This is a genomic window from Sinorhizobium glycinis (assembly GCF_001651865.1).
GTDB lineage: Bacteria > Pseudomonadota > Alphaproteobacteria > Rhizobiales > Rhizobiaceae > Sinorhizobium > Sinorhizobium glycinis.
This window is the reverse complement of the sequence record NZ_LPUX01000050.1, coordinates 232,562-256,644: the sequence shown is the minus strand read 5'-3', so window position 1 is coordinate 256,644 and position 24,083 is coordinate 232,562. Positions and strand designations below refer to the sequence as shown.

Annotated in this window: 22 protein-coding genes and 1 riboswitch; of the genes, 13 read left to right on the top strand and 9 right to left on the bottom strand. The window is 63.0% G+C overall.

Going from position 1 to position 24,083, the window contains the following annotated elements; all coding sequences use genetic code 11:
* Nucleotides 1-29 precede the first annotated feature (29 nt).
* Nucleotides 30-240, top strand: a riboswitch (cobalamin riboswitch).
* 44 nt (nucleotides 241-284) lie between these two features.
* The gene (bluB, locus tag AU381_RS03820) at nucleotides 285-1,046 is read left to right on the top strand and encodes a 5,6-dimethylbenzimidazole synthase (protein ID WP_064240476.1); all 762 of its coding nucleotides are present in this window, start codon (nucleotides 285-287) and stop codon (nucleotides 1,044-1,046) included.
* On the opposite strand, the gene AU381_RS03815 is transcribed toward bluB, so the two are convergent.
* From AU381_RS03815 to AU381_RS03800, 4 genes are all read right to left on the bottom strand, one after another.
* Nucleotides 1,000-2,136, bottom strand: a complete 1,137-nt coding sequence (locus AU381_RS03815; protein ID WP_064240475.1) for a DUF2865 domain-containing protein — start codon at nucleotides 2,134-2,136, stop codon at nucleotides 1,000-1,002. The two genes, bluB and AU381_RS03815, sit on opposite strands and share 47 nt — an antisense overlap.
* Before the next feature lie 164 nt (nucleotides 2,137-2,300).
* Nucleotides 2,301-2,945: an acyl-homoserine-lactone synthase gene (locus AU381_RS03810; protein WP_064240474.1), complete on the bottom strand. Its 645-nt coding sequence runs from the start codon at nucleotides 2,943-2,945 to the stop codon at nucleotides 2,301-2,303.
* A 155-nt stretch (nucleotides 2,946-3,100) separates the two neighbouring features.
* Nucleotides 3,101-3,835 carry a helix-turn-helix transcriptional regulator gene (locus tag AU381_RS03805; protein ID WP_064240473.1) on the bottom strand — a complete coding sequence of 245 codons (735 nt, stop codon included), beginning with the start codon at nucleotides 3,833-3,835 and terminating at the stop codon, nucleotides 3,101-3,103.
* 173 nt (nucleotides 3,836-4,008) lie between these two features.
* Nucleotides 4,009-6,321: an NADP-dependent malic enzyme gene (locus AU381_RS03800; protein ID WP_064240472.1), complete on the bottom strand. Its 2,313-nt coding sequence runs from the start codon at nucleotides 6,319-6,321 to the stop codon at nucleotides 4,009-4,011.
* A 176-nt stretch (nucleotides 6,322-6,497) separates the two neighbouring features.
* Here AU381_RS03800 and AU381_RS03795 point away from each other — a divergent pair, with 176 nt between their 5' ends.
* A complete protein-coding gene (locus tag AU381_RS03795) occupies nucleotides 6,498-7,337 on the top strand; it encodes a UDP-2,3-diacylglucosamine diphosphatase (RefSeq protein ID WP_064240471.1) in 840 nt (279 codons plus the stop codon).
* 93 nt (nucleotides 7,338-7,430) lie between these two features.
* Nucleotides 7,431-8,651: an MFS transporter gene (locus AU381_RS03790; protein WP_064240470.1), complete on the top strand. Its 1,221-nt coding sequence runs from the start codon at nucleotides 7,431-7,433 to the stop codon at nucleotides 8,649-8,651.
* On the opposite strand, the gene dgcA is transcribed toward AU381_RS03790, so the two are convergent.
* The gene (gene dgcA / locus AU381_RS03785; protein WP_064240469.1) at nucleotides 8,603-9,586 is read right to left on the bottom strand and encodes an N-acetyl-D-Glu racemase DgcA; all 984 of its coding nucleotides are present in this window, start codon (nucleotides 9,584-9,586) and stop codon (nucleotides 8,603-8,605) included. The two genes, AU381_RS03790 and dgcA, sit on opposite strands and share 49 nt — an antisense overlap.
* 194 nt (nucleotides 9,587-9,780) lie before the next feature.
* Between dgcA and AU381_RS03780 the strand changes: the two genes are divergently transcribed.
* The 4 genes from AU381_RS03780 (at nucleotide 9,781) to AU381_RS03765 (ending at nucleotide 13,910) form a co-directional block, all read left to right on the top strand.
* Nucleotides 9,781-10,935, top strand: a complete 1,155-nt coding sequence (locus AU381_RS03780; RefSeq protein WP_064240468.1) for an ABC transporter permease — start codon at nucleotides 9,781-9,783, stop codon at nucleotides 10,933-10,935.
* A gap of 14 nt (nucleotides 10,936-10,949) precedes the next feature.
* The gene (locus AU381_RS03775; RefSeq protein WP_064240467.1) at nucleotides 10,950-11,753 is read left to right on the top strand and encodes an ABC transporter ATP-binding protein; all 804 of its coding nucleotides are present in this window, start codon (nucleotides 10,950-10,952) and stop codon (nucleotides 11,751-11,753) included.
* An 88-nt stretch (nucleotides 11,754-11,841) separates the two neighbouring features.
* Complete coding sequence (locus tag AU381_RS03770; RefSeq protein ID WP_064240466.1) at nucleotides 11,842-13,212, top strand: MlaD family protein; 1,371 nt, start codon at nucleotides 11,842-11,844, stop codon at nucleotides 13,210-13,212.
* 80 nt (nucleotides 13,213-13,292) lie between these two features.
* A complete protein-coding gene (locus tag AU381_RS03765) occupies nucleotides 13,293-13,910 on the top strand; it encodes an ABC-type transport auxiliary lipoprotein family protein (protein WP_064240465.1) in 618 nt (205 codons plus the stop codon).
* Between the two features lie 248 nt (nucleotides 13,911-14,158).
* Here the strand turns inward: AU381_RS03765 and AU381_RS03760 are convergent, their stop codons facing one another.
* Nucleotides 14,159-14,437 carry a BON domain-containing protein gene (locus AU381_RS03760; RefSeq protein WP_064240464.1) on the bottom strand — a complete coding sequence of 93 codons (279 nt, stop codon included), beginning with the start codon at nucleotides 14,435-14,437 and terminating at the stop codon, nucleotides 14,159-14,161.
* Nucleotides 14,438-14,515: 78 nt separating this feature from the next.
* A complete protein-coding gene (gene hemF / locus AU381_RS03755) occupies nucleotides 14,516-15,427 on the bottom strand; it encodes an oxygen-dependent coproporphyrinogen oxidase (RefSeq protein ID WP_064240463.1) in 912 nt (303 codons plus the stop codon).
* 222 nt (nucleotides 15,428-15,649) lie between these two features.
* On the opposite strand from hemF, the gene AU381_RS03750 reads away from it, so the two are divergent.
* Together AU381_RS03750 and AU381_RS03745 are read left to right on the top strand one after the other, a co-directional pair.
* Entirely contained in the window at nucleotides 15,650-15,910 is a 261-nt protein-coding gene (locus AU381_RS03750) for a hypothetical protein (RefSeq protein WP_064240462.1), read from the top strand.
* 170 nt (nucleotides 15,911-16,080) lie between these two features.
* Complete coding sequence (locus AU381_RS03745; protein ID WP_064240461.1) at nucleotides 16,081-17,349, top strand: MFS transporter; 1,269 nt, start codon at nucleotides 16,081-16,083, stop codon at nucleotides 17,347-17,349.
* Here AU381_RS03745 and soxR read toward each other — a convergent pair.
* On the bottom strand, nucleotides 17,259-17,756 hold the full coding sequence (gene soxR, locus AU381_RS03740; RefSeq protein ID WP_064240460.1) for a redox-sensitive transcriptional activator SoxR: 498 nt from the start codon (nucleotides 17,754-17,756) through the stop codon (nucleotides 17,259-17,261). The genes AU381_RS03745 and soxR overlap by 91 nt on opposite strands.
* A 78-nt stretch (nucleotides 17,757-17,834) precedes the next feature.
* Here soxR and AU381_RS03735 point away from each other — a divergent pair, with 78 nt between their 5' ends.
* Nucleotides 17,835-18,407, top strand: a complete 573-nt coding sequence (locus tag AU381_RS03735; RefSeq protein WP_064240459.1) for an NADPH-dependent FMN reductase — start codon at nucleotides 17,835-17,837, stop codon at nucleotides 18,405-18,407.
* 17 nt (nucleotides 18,408-18,424) lie between these two features.
* On the opposite strand, the gene AU381_RS03730 is transcribed toward AU381_RS03735, so the two are convergent.
* On the bottom strand, nucleotides 18,425-18,886 hold the full coding sequence (locus AU381_RS03730) for a tRNA (cytidine(34)-2'-O)-methyltransferase (protein WP_064240458.1): 462 nt from the start codon (nucleotides 18,884-18,886) through the stop codon (nucleotides 18,425-18,427).
* Nucleotides 18,887-19,369: 483 nt separating this feature from the next.
* On the opposite strand from AU381_RS03730, the gene AU381_RS03725 reads away from it, so the two are divergent.
* The 3 genes from AU381_RS03725 (at nucleotide 19,370) to petA (ending at nucleotide 24,082) form a co-directional block, all read left to right on the top strand.
* Complete coding sequence (locus tag AU381_RS03725; protein ID WP_064240457.1) at nucleotides 19,370-21,223, top strand: ABC transporter ATP-binding protein; 1,854 nt, start codon at nucleotides 19,370-19,372, stop codon at nucleotides 21,221-21,223.
* A gap of 105 nt (nucleotides 21,224-21,328) precedes the next feature.
* Complete coding sequence (locus tag AU381_RS03720; RefSeq protein ID WP_064240456.1) at nucleotides 21,329-23,194, top strand: ABC transporter ATP-binding protein; 1,866 nt, start codon at nucleotides 21,329-21,331, stop codon at nucleotides 23,192-23,194.
* Nucleotides 23,195-23,503: 309 nt separating this feature from the next.
* Nucleotides 23,504-24,082 (top strand): ubiquinol-cytochrome c reductase iron-sulfur subunit, encoded by a 579-nt coding sequence (petA, locus tag AU381_RS03715; protein WP_064240455.1) that lies wholly within the window; start codon nucleotides 23,504-23,506, stop codon nucleotides 24,080-24,082.
* Nucleotide 24,083 lies beyond the last annotated feature (1 nt).

The following is a 24,083-nucleotide window of genomic DNA, read 5'->3' as shown; positions in this document are numbered from 1 at the left end:
GGCTCAGTCTTGCCTTTCGCCGGCGCCTGTGCCCATATGCGCCGTCAGGTGCCCGCTTGCTGCGGGAGAATCGGGAAGCCGGTTGAATTCCGGCACGTGCCCAACGCTGTGACGGTGACGGCTGCGCCAAGGAGTTCTGAACTTTTTCAGAGCTTTGCCACTGGATCTTGATGTGATCTGGGAAGGTGGCGCTGTCGAGTGATCCGAAGTCAGAAGACCGGCCTGATAAGATAGACCGGCCCCGCGAGGACGGCGGGAGGTTGCGCATTGTTGGGGATCGAACGATGCTGCCTGACCCGAGCGGCTGCCTTACGGCGGCCGGTGCCTTTTCGCCGGACGAGCGCGCCGCCGTCTACCGCGCCATCGAGACGCGCCGCGACGTACGCGATGAGTTTCTGCCCGAACCGCTACCCGAGCCCTTGATCGCCCGCCTGCTTGACGCGGCGCACCGTGCCCCGTCCGTCGGCTTCATGCAGCCGTGGAACTTCGTGCTCGTGCGGCGGAGCGAGACGCGGGAGAAAGTCTGGCAGGCATTCCGCCGCGCCAATGAGGAGGCCGCCGGGATGTTTTCAGGCGAGGCACAGGCGAAATATCGGTCGCTCAAACTCGAGGGCATACGCAAGGCGCCGCTCAGCATCTGCGTAACCTGCGACCGGACGCGGGGCGGTGCCGTCGTGCTCGGGCGCACGCATAACCCGCAGATGGACGTCTACTCGACAGTCTGCGCGGTTCAGAATCTTTGGCTTGCGGCGCGGGCCGAGGGCGTCGGCGTCGGTTGGGTCAGCATTTTCCACGAGGACGAGGTCAAGGAGATCCTCGGGATACCCGATCACATCGAAATCGTCGCCTGGCTGTGCCTCGGCTTTGTTGACCGTCTCTACCGGCAACCGGAATTGGCGGTGAAGGGCTGGCGACAACGCTTGCCGCTCGAGGACCTGGTTTTCGAGGACGGATGGGGCGTTCGCGACGGGCGAGAGCGGCCGGCCGACGGCGAGCAAGTCACTCATCCTGAAGCGGCTGATAGCGCGACCCCCGGGGGTTCTTGAGATCGATCGCGCTCTCTTCCTGCGGCAGGAAGGCAGGGCCGACGATGCGGACCTTGCTGGTCGCGGGGTCGTAGGGGCGCTCCTCAACGGGCTTTGCTGCCGAGGATCCGGACGCCGGCAAAGCGGTACCTTGGATCGTCACGACGGAGGGGCTGACCGCCGAAAGCTTGGTTCCCGACGCGGTGCTGTTGCCCCCAACGGCCGCAACCTTGGGAATCTGGCAGCCGCAGATGCCGGGCGCACCGACGCCGCGCGTGCGATAGGCGAAGGCGTTGGGGAGCTCCTTATACGGCCGGCCGGTCGACGCCGAAACCATCTGGTCGCTCTCCTCGGTGGCGAGAACGTGATAGTAGAGCTCCGTATCGGCGCCTGGGCATCGTGCCCGGCAAACCTCGGTGTCGCGGGTAAAGTCGGCCGGAGTGGCGTTCGACGAAATCGGGAAAAACGCTCCGTCGCAGGTCCGCACGCACATGGTCCTGAGGCCGCCTGCTGCGCCGCCTTCCATGAACGTGAAGTCGTCCGTCGAAGGATCGTCCAACAGCAACGGATACTCTTCGCCGTCCGGCGGGAAATCTTCGAGGATGTTGCGGTGAACGCCGGCTTCTTCGGCGCTGAACTCGTCCGTCATCGTCTCGTCCCAGTTCAGACCGGCTTCCCCGGAGCAACCATTCAATTCCATGGCGGCGAGGATTCGCCGGCGCATGTCGTCATTGCCTTTCGAGATCAAATGCTGGCGTTGCGCCTTGAGCGTGCGGAGATTGTCCTCCATCCGGGCGATCGCGTCATCGAGTTCGGCGCAGGCAGCCTCATTTTCGCTGTCGATGTAGACGACGGAGTCATTGCTGCATGCCATGCGCCGCCGTTCGTTCTTGGCGCGGCGAAGTTCGATGTTCTGACGCGAAACTGCGCCGGTGAAATCGCGAAGGTTGGCGGTTGTGGTGAAGGCGGCAGGCAGATCTGCAAGGCGGGCGCTCAGACGCTCGCAGACGCTTGCGGCCGAGGACTGACCGGCCGTTGCCAAGGTAAGCGGGAGGAGTGCTGCGACAAGGCGCATTCTCACCCAGGACGCCGTACAACGGGACACTGACACTCGTCTTTTCCTGCGTTTCGCCCTGCTGGCCGCGGGACAAGCGGGGGAGCGTGTTCCCTATATAATACGACGCTGACGTGAGGGCGCAACGGCAAGCCGGCGTTTGCGTTAACGCGTTTCCACGCAGGAAAGGGACCGGGCCGAGTGAACGGCCCGGCGACAGATCAGGCCGCTCTTGCGGTTTCGAGCGACATCGGACGTTCGAGCACAGTGCCCTCGATCGCCGCAACGGCCTTCATTGTTTGAAGAAGGCTCCACGTCACTTCCCACGCGACGGCGACCGCGTAGACATTGCCGATCCGCTGCGGCTCTGCAATGCGTTCTCCGGGGCAGCCCATCCGGCGGAACATCCGCTCAAGGAAGACGTCGGTGACAGTGACGATGTGGCTGATGCCGGAGGCCAGGCCCAGCTCGCCGACGCCGCACATAAGCTCGGCGGCGGCGACCGTCACCTGGTTCGAAGACCGGTCCTGGGAGATATCCGGGTCGATGCAGAAGCGGCTCGACTCCCAGACGGATGCGCTGCGGATCTCCGGATTTCCGCCAAGCAGGATCGGGAATGTATCGTCCAGCATGTTCGGTCCAAGCGTTGGCAGGAGCCGCAGCGAACCGCGAAGCTTTCCGGTCTCCGGCGAATACGACATCACATAGAGCGGATTGGCCTTGTCGTAATGGTCGATTTCCCAGTTGCCCTCGGTCTTGACATCCCATTTCAAGAAGTCGTGGAAGACGCGCTTGCGCAACCGGAACATCTCGTCGATGGCCCGCGGGTGCTGTCCGCGAGCGTTTCCGTTCACTATCCTGATCATCTTTCGCTCCATCGTGTTTGCGCGATGGAGCGATGCTGTCAGGCTCGGGCGACACATGTAACTGTCGGTAGTGACAGTTTAGTTCGGCGATTTTTCCCACAAAATTTGTGGGGTCTCTGGCCTGGCGGCGGGAGCTCGGATGGGAAATTCACCCGTCAGATGTTGGGGATCAGCGCATGCCGCACCGCCTGCGCAACGGCTTGCGTGTTGGACACGACGTTGAGCTTGCGACGCGCATTGCTCATGAAGAAGCGAACCGTGCGTTCGGAAATGCCAAGGATCGTGGCGATTTCCCAATAGCTCTTGCCGGCTGCCGACCAGGTCAAGACCTCTGTCTCCCGGCCGGTCAGACGCGTGTCGCGCTCGTCGATCGCATCTGCCATCGACTGCTCGAGCATCGAGGCATGAAAAAGATTGGCTGCCAGCTGGAAGTCGCGCAGGTGGCATCGGCGATATTCGGACCATTCCGCCGGCGGCATGTTGGCGCTGATCGCCAGGAGTGCCATGCGACCGGCCGGTGAAGGGAGCGGGAGAGCGACGCCTTCCGTGGACAAGCCGATGTCCTCGGCAGCCTGGAAGAGCGGCTCGCATTCCGGAAAGCGACGGCGGGCGGTCGCCCATTCCACCGGCCTCACCCCACCGAGGGCGAGCCGAAGGATCGGATCGATCCGGTGAAGACCACGGGACAGATAGAGCTCCTCGGCATAGGCCCCGAAGGTGTGGTGCAGGCGGCACACCTTGAGGCCCTCGGGCGTCGACTCCGCTTCGAGGTAAAGGAGATGCGCTATATCGAACGTGCGGCGCATCAGTGCGAAGAATTGTTGCGGTTCCGCGCACCCGCCATATTCCACGATATCCAGCAGATCGAGGACAGCCTGTTGATTAGTCATGCCGTAACACCGATTCATGCCCCTAGAATAAACATGGTTTAGCCCGGCGGTTTTTGTCTAGTGCTATATTTCGTAATCGGTGCAAGTCTTTGGGCTTTCTCAATCCAAGATTGCATTTCCGAGGCAGGCGGTCGAGGAATCGCCTAAAGCGCGATGAGCCGGAGAGCCATCCCTCAAGCGGGATGGCTTGCCTCGACCACTGCAAGGGCCGCCATGTTGACGACGCCGCGGGACGTTACCGACGGCGAAAGGATGTGCGCCGGCAGCGCTGAGCCGAGCAGGATCGGGCCGACATGGAGGCTGTCGGTCATCGTCTTGACCACGCCGAGCGTGATGTTGGCGGCGTCGAGATTAGGGAAGACGAGCAGGTTGGCTTCGCCCTTCAGCGTGCTGTTCGGCATGACCCGCTCACGCAGCGTTTCGGAGATGGCTGAGTCCCCGTGCATCTCGCCATCGACCTCGAGATCCGGTGCGAGCTCGCGGACGAACTTGAGTGCGGCGCGCATCTTGGCGGCGCTTTCGGATTCGCGCGATCCGAAGTTCGAATGTGACACGAGGGCGGCGCGAGGCGTGATCCCAAAGCGGCGAATTTCGCCCGCGGCCATCACCGTCGTCTGGGCGATCTCTTCGGCGCTGGGACTATAGCTCACATAGGTGTCGGTGAAGAAGGTCGCGCCGCGCTGCGAGATCAACAGGCTGAGCGCCGAGAAATCGAGCACGCCCGGCTTCTTGCCGATGATCTGCGAAACGTCGCGCAGGTGCCGGCTATAGCGTCCCTCGACGCCGCAGATCAATGCGTCCGCTTCACCGCGCTTGACCGCCAAGGCACCGATCACCGTCGTATTGGTGCGCACGATCGTGCGGGCGGCTTCCGGGATGACGCCGAGGCGGCCGACCAGGGCGAAGTAGTCGTCGACATAGTCGCGATAGCGCGGATCGCCTTCCGGATTGACCACCTCGAAGTCGACATCGGGCCGAATCCTCAAACCGTAGCGGCGCAGGCGGGTCTCGATGATCTGCGGACGGCCGATCAGGATCGGCTTGGCCGTGCCTTCTTCCAGCAGCACCTGGGCGGCACGCAATACGCGTTCGTCTTCTCCTTCGGCGAAGATGACGCGGTTCTTGGTGGCGTTCTTGGCCGCCGCGAAGACCGGCTTCATGATGAAGCCGGAGCGGAAGACGAAACGGTTGAGCTTGTCGAGATAGGCGTCGAAATCCTGGATCGGACGGGTGGCCACCCCGCTTTCGGCGGCGGCCTTGGCAACGGCCGGGGCGATGCGCAGTATCAACCGCTGGTCGAAAGGCGAGGGGATGAGGTAGTCGGGTCCGAAGACCGGCGTTTCCCCTGAATAGGCACGGGCTGCGACATCGGACGGTTCCTCGCGCGCCAGGCCGGCGATCGCCCGCACGGCCGCCATCTTCATCTCTTCGTTGATCGTGCGGGCGCCGCAATCGAGAGCGCCCCGGAAGATATGCGGGAAGCAGAGGACGTTGTTGACCTGGTTCGGGAAGTCCGAGCGTCCCGTGCAGATCATCGCATCCGGCCGCGCGGCCCGAGCGACTTCCGGCATGATTTCCGGCGTCGGGTTGGCGAGCGCCATGATCAGCGGCTTTTCGGCCATCTGGGCGAGCAGTTCGGGCTTGAGGACGCCGGCGGCCGAAAGTCCCAGGAAGACATCGGCGCCGCCGATGCTGTCGGCAAGCACGCGATTGGCGCTGTCCTGCGCATAGACGGCCTTCCATTCGTCCATCAGGACCTCGCGGCCCTTGTAGACGAGGCCCTCGAGGTCGTGGACCCAGATGTTCTCGCGCTTGGCGCCGAGGGTGACGAGAAGGTTGAGGCAGGCAAGGGCAGCGGCGCCGGCACCGGAGGCGACGATCTTCGCCTTTTCGATGTCCTTGCCGGCGAGTTCGAGGCCGTTCAGAACGGCGGCGGCGACGATGATCGCCGTTCCGTGCTGGTCGTCGTGGAAGACCGGGATCTCCATCTTCTCGCGCAGGCGCCTCTCAACCTCGAAGCATTCAGGCGCCTTGATGTCCTCGAGATTTATGCCGCCGAAGGTCGGCTCGAGGGCGGAAACCACATCGACCATGCGCTCGACGGTCGGAGCGTCGATCTCGATATCGAATACGTCGATGCCCGCGAACTTCTTGAAGAGGACGGCCTTCCCTTCCATCACCGGCTTGGAGGCGAGGGGGCCGATATTGCCAAGGCCGAGGACAGCGGTGCCATTCGAGACGACGGCGACGAGGTTCGAGCGCGCCGTGAAATCGGCGGCGCTCTCCGGATCGTCCTTGATGGCAAGGCAGGGTGCGGCGACGCCGGGCGAATAGGCGAGCGCCAGGTCGCGCTGGTTGCCGAGCGGCTTGGTGGGCTGGATCTCGAGCTTGCCCGGACGGGGGTAGCGGTGGAAGAAAAGTGCCTGCTGGTCGATGTCCCCGCTTGCAGGAGCCGATTGAGGTTTCGCTTTGTCGCCCGTGGTCATGCCGTCACATCCCTGTTTCTGGATGCGGGCCTTTTGGCATGATTTCCCCCGCGCGTACAGTTTGACGGCATCGCTTTTCCTCTGTGCGACGCCGATCGGCTGGATGCGGTGTCATCTTCCTGAAACACGAGTCTGGTTTTGACGAGAGACACAAGGCTCGACAAGGCGAGGATCGCATGGCTGCGGCATCGGAACTTCAACGGGATCCGGTTCGGAAGTTGCGGACGCTGTTCATTTCCGACGTCCATCTGGGCTCGAAGGCGGCGAAGACCGACTACCTGCTCGATTTCCTGCGCCACCATGAGGCCGAGACCATCATTCTCGTCGGCGACATCGTCGACGGCTGGCGACTGAAGCGCAGCTGGTATTGGCCGCAGCCCTGCAACGATGTGGTCCAGAAACTCCTGCGCAAGGCACGCAAGGGCTCGCGCGTCATCTATATTCCCGGCAATCACGACGAGTTCATGAGAGACTTTCCGGGCGTCCATTTCGGCGGCATCGAGGTCGCGGCACGCCACATGCATAAGGGAGCGGATGGCCGCAACTACCTCGTGTTGCATGGCGACGAATTCGATGTCGTCGTGCGCAACGCGCGCGTGCTCGCCTATCTCGGCGATTGGGCATACGACACGGCAATCGCCATCAATATCGGCCTGGCCGCCATTCGCCGCCGCCTCGGCATGCCCTATTGGTCGTTCTCGTCCTGGGCGAAGCTGCAGGTCAAGCACGCGGTGAACTTCATCGGAGAGTTTCAGAAAGTCGTAGCGGAGGAAGCACGCCGGCATCACGCCCAGGGCGTTATCTGCGGCCATATCCACCATGCGGTGATCGAGGATATCGACGAGGTCCGCTACATCAATACCGGCGACTGGGTCGAGAGCTGCACGGCGATCGCCGAGCACTTCGATGGCACGATGGAACTGATCACCTGGCGTAGCCTGCGCGGCGGCGTGACGGCGGTGGAGACCTCGGCCGAGGACTTGCCCGTGAAGCTTGCCGCGCCGCAGGCAGCCTGAAGCCCAATGCCCTGACCGGAGTGGCTAAAACTAGCGACTGGCGACCCGGCGGGCAGTCGTGCTACAGCTGGCCCACAGCCATCAGGTCCTCCCATGATTCCCGCATCAGCGCCCCCCGTCCTGGGGCCTCCGCCGCGTCATTTCGCGCTTCGCATCGCGCTGCTCTTCTGCGCGCCGTTGATCGTCAACGGCTTCGCCATGCCGTACTTTCCGGTCTGGCTCAGCACTTTGTCCATGAGCGATTTCGAGATCGGCGTGGTACTCGCCGTGCCGATGTTCATCCGTGTCATCACCGCGCCGCTCGCGGGCGTGCTCGCGGATCGCCTCGGCGAGCGCACGATCGTGCTCATCTGGTCGGGCTGTCTTTCTCTTGCCCTGGCATTCGTCCTGTTCTTCGCGAAGGAGTTCTGGCCGGTGCTGGTGATTTATGCGCTGCAATCGGCGGCCTATTCGCCTTACCTGCCGATTGTCGAGGCAATTGCGCTGTCGGGCGTGCGCCGCTGGGGCTTCGACTATGCGCTGATGCGCGTCTGGGGGTCGATTGCCTTTATCGGCGCGACGATGCTCGGCGGCTGGATGATCGGCCTGATCGGCGGTTCGATGGTCTTGCCGGCGATGGCGGCCGGTTTCGGGCTGACGGTAGTTATGGCCTGCGCAGCCCCGCGCATCGGCCGCCCGCGCCGGCCCTCGCCGATTGCGGCGATCACCGAAGTGCCGCCGCAATCGCTGCGGCAGCCTGATTTGCAACTGCTCCTGATCGGCGTCACACTGGTCAACAGCAGCCATGCGATGCTGTTCGCGTTCTCGGCGATCTATTGGCAGCAAATCGGCTATGGCGGCACGCAGATCGGCGCCCTGTGGAGTGCCGGCGTGGCGGCGGAAGTGCTGATGTTCTTCTTCGCCAAGTCGATCATCAAGCGCTACAGCGTCTGGACGATGATCTTCTCCGGCTGCCTGCTGGCCGTGCTGCGATGGCTCATCTTCCCGATGGATCTGGGCTTCTCGGGCTATTTCATCCTCCAATGCTTCCACGCCTTTACCTATGCGATCATGCACACCGGCATGCAGCACAAGCTGGTGGAGCGCGTCGCCGAGGAACAGGAAGCGTCCGCGCAGGGGCTCTACTTCTTCTACACGGGCATTTTCACGGCGATATTCACATTTCTATCCGGCTATTTCTACGCCTGGTACGGCGTCTCCGGCTTCTATTCGATGTCGCTCGTGGCGCTAACCGGATGCTGCTTCGCCTTCGCCGGCTGGTATCTTCAGCCCCAGAGGCTCGGCTCAGGCGGGAAGACCAGGGAGGCCTCGTAGCGGAGGCCCGGGCTGCGGTCTTCCGCAAGCAGCAGCGGACCGTCGAGATCGACGAAGTCTGCACCTTGAGCGACAAGGATCGCCGGGGCCATGGCGAGCGAACTGCCGACCATGCAGCCGACCATGATCTTCAGGCCGAGCGCTGCGGCCTCCTCGCGCATGCGCAGCGCCTCCGTAAGCCCGCCGGTCTTGTCGAGCTTGATGTTCACCGCGTCGTAGCGCCCGACGAGCGCCTTGAGATCCGCAGTCGCATGCACGCTTTCGTCGGCACAGACGGGAACCGAGCGCGCCACATGCGCCAGCGCCTCGTCACGCCCGGCCGGCAAGGGTTGCTCGATCAGGGCGATGCCGGCTTCGGCGCAGACAGCGAAATGATGGGCGAGGTTCTCCGAAGTCCAGCCTTCGTTGGCATCGAGGATGATATGGCTCGCCGGCGCGCCTTTCCGAACGGCAAGGATCCGCGAAGTATCGTCAGCCGTCCCCACCTTGACCTTCAGAAGGGCGCGATGGGCGTATTTCGTCGCCTGCGCCAACATCTCATCGGGCTCGGCGAGCGAGATGGTATAGGCCGTCGTCAGGGCGACCGGATCGGGTAAGCCGGCAAGCGTGGCCGCCGATCTTTCCCGCTGCTTTGCCTCGAGGTCCCAGAGTGCGCAATCGATCGCATTGCGGGCCGCGCCCGGTTTCATCGCCTGCTGCAGTTCCAGCCGCGTCATGCCGGCTTCGATCAGCGGCCGGACGGCTTCGATCTCGCTCAGTACAGACTCGATCGATTCGCCGTAGCGGCCGTAAGGCACGCATTCGCCCCAACCGGATGCGGTGCCGTCGCCGATGCGGCAGGTGACGACCCCTGCCGTCGTCTTCGAGCCGCGGGAGATCGTGAAGGTGCCGGCGATGGGGAAGTGTTCGACGGCTGCTGAAAGGGAAATCGGCATTGCGTTCTCCGCCAATCCGCGCCGGCCAATTGGCGCGCCCGCGGTGCCGGGCGCCCTCTGTCGGTTGTGCCGATCGCTGTGACTTTTCGGCCGCACAAAGCTTGCTGTACGACTTTGAATTTTTAGCTGATTTTGTCCTGAGATCGAATCTGGTTTAAGAGGTTATCGAAGAGTAATGGAAAGACCAAGATCACGTGACGCGCGCGCCTTCCCAGAATGATGCCGATGTCGCCCTCGCCGAGGCCGACGGGGGAACCGGCCGACGCTATGTGTTCAGCGGCGACTGGCGGCATCAGACGGCAGAAGCAATGGCCGACAGGCTGAAGCGGCTTGGTAAGCCGGCCGGCGGCCGAAACGAATTCGATTTCTCCGGGATCACGGCGATGGATACGGCGGGCGCCTGGATCATCCGCCGTTTCATGAACGGGATCGGCAGCGAGGCCGGGGGCGAGATTGGTTTCAGCGACGGCGGTGAGCGTTACGTCGAACTGGTGCGCGCACTGCCCGGTGAATTGCGGCAGCCCGAACGCCCGAAACGAAAGGACCCGCTTTTCCAGCGACTGTTTGCGCCGATCGGTGAAGTGACGGTGTCGATTTGGACCGACACGGTTGCCGCCATGTACATCCTCGGCTCGGCCGTCCGCGGCGCGCAAATGAAGCTCGGGCGTCACGCTGGCGTATCGCCGGCCGCGATCGTCCACCAGATCGACCGCATGGGCGTGATGGCGACGCCCATCATCACGCTGATGTCGTTCCTGATCGGCGCCATCATCGCGCAGCAGGGAGCCTTTCAGCTCCGGTCCTTCGGCGCGGAAATCTTCGTTGTCGACCTGGTCGGCATCCTGCAACTGCGCGAGATCGGCGTGCTGTTGACGGCGATCATGATTGCCGGCCGCTCGGGCAGCGCAATCACGGCCGAGATCGGCTCGATGAAGATGCGCGAGGAGGTCGACGCGCTGAAGGTCATGGGCTTGAGCCCGGTCGGCGTACTCGTCTTTCCGCGCCTTGTCGCACTGACGATCGCGCTGCCGCTTTTGACGATTATTGCGAACTTCGCCGCCCTCGTCGGAGCGGCGCTCGTTGCCTGGACCTATTCGGGCATTACGGTAGCGACTTTCATCGCCCGACTGCAGGAGGCCGTCGATTTCTCCTCCGTGGCGGCCGGCATGATCAAGGCGCCTTTCATGGCGCTCATCATCGGCGTCGTGGCCGCGGTCGAGGGGCTGAAGGTCGGCGGCAGCGCGGAATCGCTCGGACGCCGCGTGACATCGTCGGTGGTCAAATCGATTTTCGTCGTCATCCTCATCGACGGACTGTTCGCGATGTTCTATGCGGCGATCGATTTCTGAGGCAGGCGGAAAAAATGGTTCAGGCGGTCATGGAGAAGCAACTGGAACAGGCGGCGGGGCGCGAGACCGTGCTTTCCGTTCGCGACCTGACCGTGGGCTTCGGCGACAACATCGTCCTCGACAAGCTCAATCTCGACGTGCTGCGCGGCGAAATCCTCGGCTTCGTCGGCGCTTCCGGCACTGGCAAATCGGTCCTGATGCGCACGGTCCTGCGGCTGCTGCCGAAGCGCTCAGGAACGATCGAGATCCTCGGCGCGGAATACGACAAGGTAAGCGACGAGGAACGCCTCGCACTCGACATGCGGCTGGGCGTTCTATTCCAGCACGGCGCGCTGTTTTCCGCACTGACCGTTCGGGAGAACATCCAGGTACCGATGCGGGAATATCTCGATCTGCCGCAAGACCTGATGGACGAGTTGGCGCGTCTGAAGATCGAGTTGGTAGGCTTGGCGCCGGAGGCCGCGGAAAAATATCCTTCCGAGCTTTCCGGGGGTATGATCAAGCGTGCCGCACTCGCAAGGGCGTTGGCGCTCGATCCCGATCTCGTGTTCCTGGACGAGCCGACTTCGGGCCTCGATCCGATCGGCGCGGCGGAGTTCGACGAGTTGATCGCCAAACTCCGGGACACGCTTGGGTTGACCGTGTATATGGTGACTCACGATCTCGACAGTCTGTTTTCGGTCTGCGACAGGATTGCGGTCCTCGGCCAGAAGCGCGTGCTGGTCGAGGGTACCATCGAGGACATGCTCGCCTGCGACGAGCCGTGGGTGAAATCCTATTTCCGCGGCAAAAGGGCAAGGGCGATCGTGCACGACTGATGCGGCAAAGCTGGTAAAATAGTTCGGCGGAAGCTGTTGCCGAAGCAGGTAAGAAGAGCGGCGAGGGCCGCAGAGGTAGTCGGAACCGATGGAAACTAAAGCGAACTATGCCATTGTCGGCTTTTTCACGGTGTTCGTGATCGCCGCTGCCTTCGGCTTCGTCTATTGGATGTCACAATATGGCCGAACCGGCGAGATGGTCGAACTCGTCGTCAACATTCCGGGCTCTGCCAACGGCCTGTCGGTCGGCTCACCGGTGCGGTTCAACGGCATCAATGTCGGTACCGTCCGCAGCCTCGCCATTGACGCCAATGATCCGCGCTATTCTATCGCCATCACGGAGGTATCGGCCGATGCGCCGGTGCTCAAGTCGACAAGGGCGACGCTGGAAATCCAGGGTCTGACGGGGGCGGCGTATATCGAACTCAGCGGCGGGCGAAAGGGCGACGAGAACATCCTCAAGACCGCACTCGAAAACGGGACGCAGGCGCGTATCCTCGCCGATCAGTCCAGCGTTACGAGCCTGCTCGCGACTGCCGACCAGATCCTTGATCGAGCGAACAGCGCCATCGGCGATATTCAGGGTTTCGTCGCGGAAGTTCGTGGCCCGTTGGGCGCGACGATCGGCAATGCGCAGCGATTCTCCAAAGCGCTCGCCGACAATTCGGACGCGATCGACAAGTTCCTGAAGAGTGTCGAAGAGCTATCCGGATCCGTCAGCGCGGCGTCGAAAAAGCTCGATGACACGCTTGCCAGCGCCGACAGGCTGATCAAGGCGGTCGATCCGAAGAAGGTCGACACGATCGTCAGCAATGTCGAAGAGGTGAGCAAAGACCTCAAGGCCGCTTCCGGCGGCGTCTCCGAGGCAATCGCCGGGTTCAGGCGCACCGTCGAGACCTATGACCAGTTCGGCAAGAACGCGCAGCAGACATTGAAGCGTGTCGATGCGCTGGTGGCTGCCGTCGATACACAGAAGGTCGGGCTGGTCGTCAACGACATCTCCGCGGCGAGCGCCGATGCCCGCAAGGTCGCGGCCCAGGTGTCCGATTTTGCCGGAAAAATATCCGCCCGCCAGGAGGACATAGACCAGACGATCACCGATTTCACGGAGATGTCGAACAAGCTGAATGCGGCATCGAACCGCGTGGACAGCATTCTCGTGAAGATCGACGGTTTCCTCGGCGACGCAAATGCGCCGTCGCTTTCGGCCGAGGCCCGTTCGACGCTCGAATCGTTCCGGCGCATGGCCGACAACCTCAATGCCCAGATAGGCCCGATTGCCGACAACCTGAGGCGTTTCTCCAATTCCGGCCTGCGGGACGTGGAGACGCTCGTCTCCGAAACGCGGCGAACAGTGCAGGGCCTGCAGAGCACGATTTCCAATTTCGACAGAAATCCACAGCGCCTGCTATTCGGCGGCGAGACAGTTAAGCAATATGATGGCCGCACGCGACGGTGATTCGCCGATCGCCGGTCGCGGGTCGGTTGCGTGGGGGCGGGGAGCCGGACGGCGCCGCGTTGTTTGGGGATATTTGGCGTATGGGTTTTCCGGGTCTGGTAGCGTGGCGTGGAGCGGGAGCGGCCCGGTTTGCCACGGTTCTTTCATTGGCGACGTTGCTGGCCGGCTGCGGTACGCGCCAGGCGGTCAATGACACGTTCAGCCTGGCCTCGGTGCCGGTGGTCGAGCGTCCGGCAGCGACGAATCGCCAGATACTGGTGCCGGAGCCGACGACGCTGAAGACACTCGGCAGCGACCAGATCGTCGTTCGCCTGTCGAAGTCGGAACTCCAATTCCTCGCCAGGGCCCAATGGGGCGACAGTCTGCCGCGCCTGGTCCAGGATCGGCTCGTTCAGACTTTCGACAACACCGGCAAGGTTCGCGGCGTCGGCAAGCCGGGCCAGGGACTGGCCATAGATTATCAGCTGATCACCGAACTCCGCGCGTTCGAGATATCCACCAACGGCCCGGACACGGCCGTGGTCGAGATTTTTGCAAAGATATTGGATGACCGCAACGGTACCGTCCGCAGGCAGCAGGCGTTCCGCGCCGTCGCGCCGGTCCGGGGTGCGGGCAATCCGGCTTTTGTCGCCGCTCTCGATGCCGCCTTCGCTCAAGTGGCGGCCGATATCGTCGGCTGGACGCTCAAGTCGATTTGACCGGACGGACCGGACCGGGTTCTTTGCCCCTCATCTGCCTGCCGGCATCTTCTCCCCGCGAGCGGGGCGAAGAGCGCAAGCCGCCCCCGCACCATCAATCTCTCCACCGCCGCTGAGTTGATTGCCGACGTTGCGGCTGGTCCTCTTCTCCCCGTGATCACGGGGAGAAGATGCCGGCAGGCAGATGAGGGGGCAAAGGCGGCCCAGGTACAACTCACAAGAATTTGCGAGGCGGTCTGACGGCCCATTCAACCGCTGCCGACTTTCGAAATCCCGATACGATTGATTACCTCGCCGACGCCTGCGACCGACTTTGCCGCTTCCTCTGCGCGGAAGATTTCGTCCTCCGTGGCAACTGTGCCGCCAAGCAGGACATTGCTGCCGTTACAGGTCACCGTGACGTCGGCCGCGTCAAGACCCGGCGCGACGGCGAGGCAATGGGCAACCTTTCGCTCCAGCTCCGCCGGATGGTCCGGTGTTTCTCTCTGGGGCTCGTGCCCGAAGAATGTGCGCTTCTTGAATATCATGCGGCGAATTCTCCCTCGTTCCGGAGAAAACGCCGCAAGCCGGGATTTGTTCGCGTCCTCGTTGGGCCGAAGATGTGGTCAGGGCCAGCGCACGACCGGGGGCAGGGACGAGAGGATCGACTCGACGTTGCCGCCTGTCTTGAGGCCGAAGATGGTGCCGCGGTCGTAGAGGAGATTGAACTCCACGTAACGGCCGCGACGCACCAGCTGTTCGTCCCGGTCAGCCTCCGTCCATGGGGTATTGAAATTTGCCCTGACGATTTTCGGATAGACGATGGCGAATGCCTTGCCGACGTCGCGGGTGAAGGCGAAATCGGCCTGCCAGCCGCCGATCTCCTCGGGCGAGTGCAGCCAGTCGTAGAATATGCCGCCGGTGCCGCGCGGCTCGTTCCGGTGCTTGAGGAAGAAATACTCGTCGCACCATTCCTTGAACTTCGCATGGTCGGCAACCGGATGCCGGTTGCAGGTGATCTCCATGGCGCGGTGGAAGACGACGGTGTCCGGGTCGGTCATGATGCGCCGGCGGTCGAGGACGGGCGTCAAGTCCGCGCCGCCGCCGAACCAGTTGCTCGTGGTCACGACCATTCGGGTATTCATGTGCACGGCGGGCACGTTGGGATTGACCGGATGGGCGATCAGCGAAATTCCGGAGGCCCAGAAGCGCGGATCATCGCTTGCGCCGGGGATCTGATTGCGGAACTCGGGGGAAAACTCGCCGAAAACGGTCGATGTATGGACGCCGACCTTCTCGAAGACGCGGCCCTCCATCATCGACATGCGCCCACCGCCGCCGGCGCCTTCCTCGCGAAGCCAGTCCTTGCCGACGAAACGGCCCGGTGGGCGATCCGACAACGGCCCGGTCAGATCGTCCTCGATCGACTCGAATGCCGCGCAGATCGAATCGCGCAGGCTCTCGAACCAGGCCTTCGTCTCGGCCTTCTTGTCTTCGATATCCGCAGGCAGCCCCTGCGGCAATTGCGGTCTTTCCATGGGAATTCCGGTTCCGATTTGCAGCGTCCCGCAGAGGGAAGCCCCGATTCTGTCGCCGTCGCCACAGTCCATATTTTGAGCTGAATGGCAACGGCGCCTCCGTCCGCGTGACAGTCTATCGCATCGACACGCCTCCGGCGATTTCGGTCGGGGCGATGGCTGAGGACGCTGGACTGGCCAACGAGCGGTGCCCATCCTATCTTTATGATCAGAGGTACAGCCATGGCGAAGATACCCCCAGGACCGCCGCTCGATGGCTTGCGGCGCCAGATCGCCCGCCACCGCCGGGAACACCCCGCACGAGGCGACAAGCTGTTCGTGCGCGAGACCTTCCGTCTCGAAAGAAGTGCGGCCCGAGCCAAGGCGCGCGAATGGTTCGAGACCTGGCCGAAGGCCGCCTACTGGACGGAAGTCGAGAGCTGGCGCCAACTCGAAGGCGACGAGATCGAGTTCACGATGCGGCGGCTGCCGAGCGCCGACTGAACGACCCGCATTCCAGCTCGAGGCGAAGACTGCTCCGTTGCCAGCGGTGCGTGAGACAAAAGCTTCCTGTGATGCCCAATTGATCTCGCCAAGGCCGCGGGAGCGCGCTAACAGTTGCTGCCGCTCTTCTTGGCACCCTTCCTGATTGCGTCTTCACCGGCCTCCACCCCATGCCCGTCTTCCGCTCGGTCATTGTCCTGTCCGTCACGCAAATCGTCGCCTGGGGCGCGATGTTCATGTTCGTATCGGTCACGGCGGCGGGAATGGCTGGCGATCTCGGCCTCGAACCATCGATGATCTATCTCGGTCCGACCATGATGCTGGTGGCTATGGCGCTGTGCTCACCGCCGCTCGGGCCGCTTTATGCGCGGCTCGGCGCGCGGCTGGTGCTCGCGGCCGGTTCGGCGCTTGCCGCGCCCGGCTTGTGGCTGCTCGCGAGCTCGCATGGTCCGTTCGTATACTTCTTTGCCTGGTCCGTTCTTGGTGTCGCCGGTGCCGCAGCGCTGACGACCTCTGCCCATGTCTATTTGACCGAGATTGCCGGCGAGGGCGCGCGCCGCGCGATCGGGGCGCAGATGCTCGCCATGGCGCTGGCCCCAAGTGTTTCCTGGCCGGTCAGTGTTTTCTTCGAGGCAGCGCTCGGCTGGCGTGGCACTCTCGTGGTCTACGGTGCGGTGATGTTGCTTGTCTGTGCGCCGCTGCATTTCTTCGGTCTTCCCGGCCGCGAAAGGGCGGGCGGGGCGTCTCGGTCCGCCGCGGACGGGAAGCCGGAACAGCCTGACGCCCGTCGCCATTGGCGGCTTGTCGCGCTTATCGTTGCGGCAGTTGCGCTGAACGGCTTCGTCACCTGGGGCTTTCAACTCGTGGTCATCGACCTTTTCCGGAGCTTTGCCGTGCCGGGCTATCTTGCGGTCGGCTTCGGATCGGCGATCGGTTTCGTCCAGCTCTCGGCGCGGCTTTTCGACTTCCTCGGCGGCAACCGGTGGGATGGGCTGGCGACCGGCTTCGTAGCGGCTTCTATCATGCCGCTGGCGTTGCTGGCCCTGATCCTCGGCGGGGGAAGCGAATGGTCGATCGTGCTTTTCCTCATGCTCTATGGCCTTTCGAGCGGTGCCATGTCGGTCAGCCGGGCGACGATGCCGCTCGTCTTCTTCTCGCAGGCGCAATATGCGTTGGTCATGGCGCGCCTCGGCCTGCCGCTCAACCTTGCCTTTGCCGCCGCCCCTCCGTTCTTCTCGTTCGTCCTCAACCAAGCGGGGAACGGCTGGGCCCTTTCGATTGCGCTCCTCTGCTCCCTGGGCACGTTGACGAGCGTGATCCTGCTCAAACGGATGAGACCGGCTGCCGCTCAAGCTCCGGGTATGCTTTCCGCGTCAGCCGCGCTGCCGGAAGGATCCATCAGGCGCGGCCCGGCACCTTCGGACCCGAGCACGTCATAGGGATTGCGCAACGGGCAGTCGCGCATCGAAAGGCAGCCGCAGCCGATGCAGCCGGTCAGCTGGTCGCGCAGTGACGTCAACTTGGCAATGCGATCGTCGAGTTGCTGCCGCCAGGTCTCCGACAGCCGGCCCCAGTCCTCGACGGTCAGCGGCCGATCGTCGGGAAGCACCGAGAGAGCTGATTGAATTTCCGCAAGCGGGATACCGGTGCGCTGGGCGACCTTGATAACGGCGACGCGTCTCAGGACCGCGCGGGGATACCGCCGTTGGTTGCCCCGGCTGCGGTTGCTGCGGATCAGCCCCTTGGTCTCGTAGAAATGCAGCGTCGAGACGGCGATGCCGCTGCGTTCGGCGACCTCGCCGACCGTCAGTTCGCGCTTGAAATCACTGCCGTCGTCTTTTTTCATCGGCGCTATTGACCTCAACTAAGCTTGAGGTTCTATAGCATGAGCTCCCGGTAACCGACAACTAGGAGCTGATTCCGCATGACACAAAAGATGACCCTTGCCCTGATCTATGGCAGCGCGCGGCAGGGCCGGTTCTGCGATACCGTCGCCAGCTGGCTCATCCGCGAGCTTTCGACATCCGACGTCTTCAGCCTGACCATCATCGATCCATTGCGCTTGAGAAGCTCCCGCAGTGAGAAATCGGCCGATTCGGCCGAGTGGATGGAGCGAAAGGTCGCCGAGGCGGACGCTTTCATCGTCATCACGCCGGAATACAATCACGGCTATCCCGGAGCGCTGAAGGAGATGATCGATGCGGTCTACGAGCCCTGGCACGCCAAGCCGGTGGCCTTTGTCTCCTATGGCGGCGCCTCAGGCGGGATCCGCGCCGTCGAGCAATTGCGCCAGGTCTTCGGAGAGCTGCATGCGGTGACGCTGAGGGACGGGGTGGCGCTTCCGAAGGCATGGTCGAAATTCGACGCGGCCGGCAATCTCTACAAGCCGGAAGAGCTTCGTGCGCCGCTGTTCCTGATGATGGACCGGCTCACCTGGTGGGCGCGCACGCTGAAACATGCCCGCAAGACCACGCCTTACAGCGAGATCGCCGCATGAGGATTGGTGCGTCCGGCTCAGAAAGCTCCGGTCTGCCGCATCGCCTCGCCGACGATCATGGCGGTCGCGATCGCGATGTTGAGCGAACGTTGGCCGGGTGCCATCGGAATGAAGATGCGTGCATCGGCGCGGTCATGGACATGATCCGGCACGCCGGCGCTTTCGCGGCCGAAGAGCAAAATGTCGTCGTCTCGAAACGCGAACCGCGTGTAGGGCTCGGCGGCCCTGGTGGAGGCAAGCACGAGTCGTCTGCTGCTTTCCGCCCGCCATGTCTCGAAACGCTCCCAGTTGAGATGGCGCGTGAGCGTGACGGACGCGATGTAATCCATGCCGGCGCGCTTGAGATTGCGGTCGGAAAGGTCGAAGCCCGCCGGCTCGATGATGTCGACGGCAAGACCGAGGCAGGCCGCGAGGCGAAGGATCGTCCCGGTATTGCCGGCAATGTCCGGCTGGTAGAGGGCGATTCGGAGATTGTTCATGAGCGCCGACCGAAAACGGAAGTTGGTGAAACGGAAAAGTGCGCGAGCCCCTATGACATCGAATTGCCTCCCGATCTACCCGCGTGCGGCCCGCAGAGATCCGTCTATGACATCGCTGAATTTCGCATCGCTAATCTGTGCCGTATTGGCAACAGGCCGGATGCCGGTGAAAAAATGGGCAGGAAAATGCCTGCGACAATCTGGCGCAACGGCGAGAATAGAGGTAAAGCTCAAGCCTCTTCAACGCGAACCGACGGAGGCATGCATGATCGTTCTGATGTTGACACGCCTCCCACGAGTAGCCTGGCCCTTCCAGGCCTGACCGGTTCCGCGACCTTTCCTTCAGTAGATCGAATGACGCGCGCTCCGGTTACCCGGAGGTCGCAGCTCGATTCGGGGCGTCCCCTCCGGTTTCGAATTTTCCAAAGATAAAGAATGCGGGGCGACCCGCCTTCCTTCAAAATATCTGAAGGAGCTTAGCTAATGTTCGGCTGGTTTGAATCCCGCCTCAATCCTTACCCGACGGAAGAAGCCTCGCTTCCACCGAAAGGGCTCTTTGCCTTCTGCTGGCACTACAGCAAGCCAGCGGCTCCGTGGCTTCTCGTCATGGCGGTTTGCACGATGCTGATCGCGATCGGCGAGGTGGCGCTGTTCCAATTTCTCGGCAACGTCGTCGACTGGCTGTCCAATGCCGAGCGTGAAACCTTCCTGGCCACCGAGGGAGGCAAGCTCGCCTGGATGGCAGCCTTGATCCTCGTCGGCCTGCCGGGCCTGGTGGCGCTCGACTCGTTCGTCATGCATCAGGTGCTGCTCGGCAACTATCCGATGATCGCTCGCTGGCAGATGCATCGTTATCTGCTTCGGCAGAGCATGACCTTCTTCGCCAACGAGTTTGCCGGACGCGTCGCCACGAAGGTCATGCAGACCTCGCTTGCCGTGCGCGAGACGGTGATGAAGATCCTCGACGTCTTCGTCTATGTGGTGAGCTATTTCACGACGATGCTGGTCGTCGTCGCGGCGGCCGACTGGCGGCTCGTCGCGCCGCTCGCCATCTGGTTGGCCGTCTATGTCGTCATCGTCAGCACATTCGTGCCGCGCCTGCAGAAGATCTCCAAGGAGCAGGCGGACGCTCGCTCGATGATGACGGGACGCATCGTCGACAGCTACACCAATATCAGCACGGTGAAGCTCTTCTCGCATGCAGGGCGGGAGGAGTCCTACGCGCGCGCCGGAATGGAGGAGTTCCTCGACACCGTCTATCGCCAGATGCGCAAGGTCACGCTGTTCCACATTTGTGTCTACACGAACAACTGCGTGGCGCTTTTCGCTGTCGGTGCGCTTGGCCTCTACCTGTGGCTCACCAGCGCGATCTCGGTCGGTGCAATCGCCGTTGCGATCGGTCTTGCCATGCGCATCAACGGCATGTCGCAGTGGATCATGTGGGAAGTCTCGTCGCTGTTCGAGAACATCGGCACTGTCTATGACGGCATGGGGATGATGACCAAGGCGCACGACATCGTCGATCAGCCGCAGGCAGTGGCGCTGAAGGCCGAGACCGGGGCGATCCGCTTCGAGGACGTGCGCTTCCACTACGGCAAGGCAAAAGGGGTCATTGACCGGCTGTCGCTCGACATCCGCCCGGGTGAGAAGATCGGCCTCGTCGGCCGCTCGGGTGCCGGCAAGACGACCCTGATGAACCTGCTGCTGCGCTTCTACGACCTCGAGGAAGGTGTGATCCGGATCGACGGGCGGGATATTTCCGCCGTCACCCAGGACAGCCTGCGCTCGCAGATCGGCGTCGTCACGCAGGACACGTCGCTTCTGCACCGCTCCATCCGTGACAACATCGCCTATGGGCACCCGGAGGCGACCGATACGCAGGTCATCGCCGCTGCAAAGAAGGCGAACGCCTGGGAGTTCATTCAGACGCTCGAGGACAATCTGGGCCGGCGAGGGCTCGACGCGCAGGTCGGCGAACGCGGGGTGAAGCTCTCCGGAGGCCAGCGGCAGAGGATCGCGATCGCCCGCGTCTTCCTCAAGGACGCGCCGATCCTCATTCTCGACGAGGCAACTTCGGCGCTCGATTCCGAGGTCGAGGCGGCTATCCAGGAGAATCTCTTCGCCCTGATGGCTGGCAAGACGGTGATCGCCATCGCCCACCGCCTGTCGACGCTGACCGAAATGGACCGTCTGGTCGTTCTCGAAGCGGGGCGGATCGTCGAGACCGGCTCGCATGCCGATCTCGTCGCCAAGGGCGGGCTCTACGCCGACCTCTGGTCGCGCCAATCCGGCGGCTTCATCGCCGACGATGTCGAGAAAGAGGAGGCGGCGGAGTAATCCGCCGCCTCACGCTTCTCTTCAGGGCAAAAGCTTACGCATTTGTAATCGGCAGGCGGCGGAAAACCGATTGCCGTCCGTTCTCAGCTCCCTATTATCTGAACAATGCTGCGCGCCATCGTCACCCTCTTCGAGAATTGGATCAAACCCTTCGCGCCGCGCGACCGGCTGCAGCCGCCGAAATCGCTCTGGGGCTTCGCCTGGTTCTACGCGAGCCAGGCGAAGGGTCCGTTCCTCGCAATGGCGGCGCTCGGCGGGCTGGTCGCTATGCTCGAAGCGGGGCTGTTCTATTTCGTCGGCCGGCTCGTCGACGTGCTCGACTCCGTCCGGCCGCAGGATGGTTGGAACGGACTGATCTCCTCCAACGGCCCGGAGCTGCTCTTCATGCTGCTGACCGTGCTGGTGTTCCGCTTCCTGGCCGTGGCGCTCGCGGCTCTGGTCGAGGAGCAGGCGATCATCACCGGCTTCCTCAACCTGGTGCGCTGGCAGTCCTATGTCCATGTGGCCAGGCAGTCGCTCACCTTCTTTCAGAACGATTTTTCCGGCCGCATCGTCACCAAGGTCTGGTCGGGCGCGCAAGCGACGAGCGACCTGATCGTCTCCCTGCTGCAGGTCATCTGGTTCATCGTCATCTATACGGCGTCGACCATGGCGCTGGTAGCCCAGCTCGACTGGCGGCTGGCGGCGATGGTGGCCTTCTGGATCGCGGTCTTCCTGTCGCTTGCCCGCTATTTCGTTCCGCGCGTCCGCAGGCACGCCCGCGAGACGGCGGAGATGGCGTCGATGCTCAACGGCCGCATGGTCGACGCCTATTCGAACATCCAGACGCTCAAGCTCTTCGGCAGCGACGAGGAAAATGATCGCTATATCCGCGCCGGTTTCGACCGCTTCCAGGGTGCGGTCATCCCGTTTACCCGGCTGCTGACGGGCGTGCGGGCCTCCCAGGCGCTGGTTTCCGGGCTGATGATCGCCGCGATCGCTGTCTATTCCGTCCATCTGTGGCTTGCAGGGTCCGTCAGTTCCGGTGCCGTTGCCTTCACTCTGGCGCTGGTGCTGCGGCTCAACATGCTGCTCGGTCGGATGATGTCGCAGTTCAATGCCATCATGCGCAATATCGGCACCATCCAGAATTCGGCCGAGCTCGTATCGCAGTCGATCGGCCTTGTGGATCGGCCCGGCGCGCCAGATCTCGAAGTCACGCGGCCGGAGATCCGGTTCGAGCAGGTGGCGTTTCACTACGGCAAGGGTGGCGGGGTCATCGATGATTTCTCGCTGACGATCCGCCCGGGCGAAAAAGTCGGCATCGTCGGCCGTTCGGGCGCAGGCAAGTCGACGCTCGTCAATCTGCTGCTGCGCTTCTACGATCTTGAAGGCGGCCGTATCCTGATCGACGGGCAGGACATCGCCGCGGTCCGACAGGAATCGCTCCGCGCCCAGATCGGCATGGTCAGCCAGGACACGTCGCTTCTGCATCGGTCGATCCGCGACAACATTCTCTTCGGCCGCCCCGGTGCGACGGACGAGCAACTGATCGAAGCGGCGCGCAAGGCGGAAGCCTCTGATTTCATCATCAATCTGCAGGACCAGCGCGGCCGCAGGGGCTTCGATGCCCATGTCGGCGAACGGGGCGTCAAGCTCTCCGGCGGCCAGCGACAGAGGATCGCGATCGCGCGCGTCATGCTCAAGGATGCGCCGATCCTCGTTCTCGACGAAGCGACCTCGGCGCTCGACTCGGAAGTGGAGGCCGCCATTCAGTCCAATCTGGAGCGTCTGATGCAGGGCAAAACGGTGCTCGCCATCGCTCACAGATTGTCGACCATCGCGGCACTTGACCGTCTGGTGGTAATGGACCGCGGACGCATCGTCGAGGATGGCAGCCACGCGGAGCTGATTGCGCGCGGCGGCCTCTACGCGGAACTTTGGGCGCGCCAGTCCGGCGGCTTCATCGCGCAGGAAGAGGCGGCGGAATAGGGGGCCCCGACGCGCTCCTCGACTGTGTCAAGCCCTTGTGCTCATTGGCTGCCTCTTTCCCCCGCGACAATCTGCCCACCTCCTCTTGTGAAGGCTGGACATAATTCGCGATCGAGCATAGAACGCGCCGGATTGATGGGGATTCTGCGTGCAGGATTCTCTGGATTCTGACGCCTGCCGGAGCCTGCTGCAGCAAGCCTGGTCGGTGCCAGCATGAGGACAGGGCGCGCTCCGAGACCTGGGAAGGAACAGGAAACGCGCCGGGGGCGGATGCGGTTTCCGCACATTGCGTGAGAGGATGGTTTAGCCGTGAGCGAACACGACACTTCAAGCGAGACCTTGGGCGAGCCCACTCGCCGCGACTTCCTGTATCTGGCTACCGGCATGGCCGGCGTCGTCGGCGCTGGCGCGGCGGCCTGGCCGTTCATCGACCAGATGCGCCCGGATGCTTCGACGCTCGCGTTGGCTTCGATCGAGGTCGACGTTTCGAGCCTTCAGCCCGGCATGTCGCTGACGGCGAAGTGGCGCGGCAAGCCGGTCTTCATCCGCAACCGCACCGACAAGGAAGTCGAGGACGCGAAGGCCGTGCCGCTCGAAGAGCTCAAGGATCCGGTCGCGCGCAACGCCAATCTCACCACTGACGCGCAGGCGACCGATCTCGACCGCTCCGCCGGCGAGGGCAAGGAAAACTGGATCGTGATGATCGGTTCCTGCACGCATCTCGGCTGCGTCCCGCTCGGCCAGGCCGGCGATTTCGGCGGCTGGTTCTGTCCCTGCCACGGGTCGCACTACGATACGGCCGGCCGCATCCGCAAAGGCCCGGCTCCGGAAAACCTCGCCGTGCCGACCTTCTCGTTCGTTTCCGACACAGTTATCAAGATCGGTTGAG

Excerpts from the sequence above, each read along its gene's own strand:
- bluB (WP_064240476.1), top strand. The coding sequence starts at position 285 with ATGCTGCCTGACCCGAGCGGCTGCCTTACGGCGGCCGGTGCCTTTTCG.
- AU381_RS03810 (WP_064240474.1), bottom strand. The coding sequence starts at position 2,945 with ATGATCAGGATAGTGAACGGAAACGCTCGCGGACAGCACCCGCGGGCC.
- AU381_RS03805 (WP_064240473.1), bottom strand. The coding sequence starts at position 3,835 with ATGACTAATCAACAGGCTGTCCTCGATCTGCTGGATATCGTGGAATAT.
- AU381_RS03800 (WP_064240472.1), bottom strand. The coding sequence starts at position 6,321 with ATGACCACGGGCGACAAAGCGAAACCTCAATCGGCTCCTGCAAGCGGG.
- AU381_RS03795 (WP_064240471.1), top strand. The coding sequence starts at position 6,498 with ATGGCTGCGGCATCGGAACTTCAACGGGATCCGGTTCGGAAGTTGCGG.
- AU381_RS03790 (WP_064240470.1), top strand. The coding sequence starts at position 7,431 with ATGATTCCCGCATCAGCGCCCCCCGTCCTGGGGCCTCCGCCGCGTCAT.
- dgcA (WP_064240469.1), bottom strand. The coding sequence starts at position 9,586 with ATGCCGATTTCCCTTTCAGCAGCCGTCGAACACTTCCCCATCGCCGGC.
- AU381_RS03775 (WP_064240467.1), top strand. The coding sequence starts at position 10,950 with ATGGTTCAGGCGGTCATGGAGAAGCAACTGGAACAGGCGGCGGGGCGC.
- AU381_RS03770 (WP_064240466.1), top strand. The coding sequence starts at position 11,842 with ATGGAAACTAAAGCGAACTATGCCATTGTCGGCTTTTTCACGGTGTTC.
- AU381_RS03765 (WP_064240465.1), top strand. The coding sequence starts at position 13,293 with ATGGGTTTTCCGGGTCTGGTAGCGTGGCGTGGAGCGGGAGCGGCCCGG.
- AU381_RS03760 (WP_064240464.1), bottom strand. The coding sequence starts at position 14,437 with ATGATATTCAAGAAGCGCACATTCTTCGGGCACGAGCCCCAGAGAGAA.
- hemF (WP_064240463.1), bottom strand. The coding sequence starts at position 15,427 with ATGGAAAGACCGCAATTGCCGCAGGGGCTGCCTGCGGATATCGAAGAC.
- AU381_RS03750 (WP_064240462.1), top strand. The coding sequence starts at position 15,650 with ATGGCGAAGATACCCCCAGGACCGCCGCTCGATGGCTTGCGGCGCCAG.
- AU381_RS03745 (WP_064240461.1), top strand. The coding sequence starts at position 16,081 with ATGCCCGTCTTCCGCTCGGTCATTGTCCTGTCCGTCACGCAAATCGTC.
- soxR (WP_064240460.1), bottom strand. The coding sequence starts at position 17,756 with ATGAAAAAAGACGACGGCAGTGATTTCAAGCGCGAACTGACGGTCGGC.
- AU381_RS03735 (WP_064240459.1), top strand. The coding sequence starts at position 17,835 with ATGACACAAAAGATGACCCTTGCCCTGATCTATGGCAGCGCGCGGCAG.
- AU381_RS03730 (WP_064240458.1), bottom strand. The coding sequence starts at position 18,886 with ATGAACAATCTCCGAATCGCCCTCTACCAGCCGGACATTGCCGGCAAT.
- AU381_RS03725 (WP_064240457.1), top strand. The coding sequence starts at position 19,370 with ATGTTCGGCTGGTTTGAATCCCGCCTCAATCCTTACCCGACGGAAGAA.
- AU381_RS03720 (WP_064240456.1), top strand. The coding sequence starts at position 21,329 with ATGCTGCGCGCCATCGTCACCCTCTTCGAGAATTGGATCAAACCCTTC.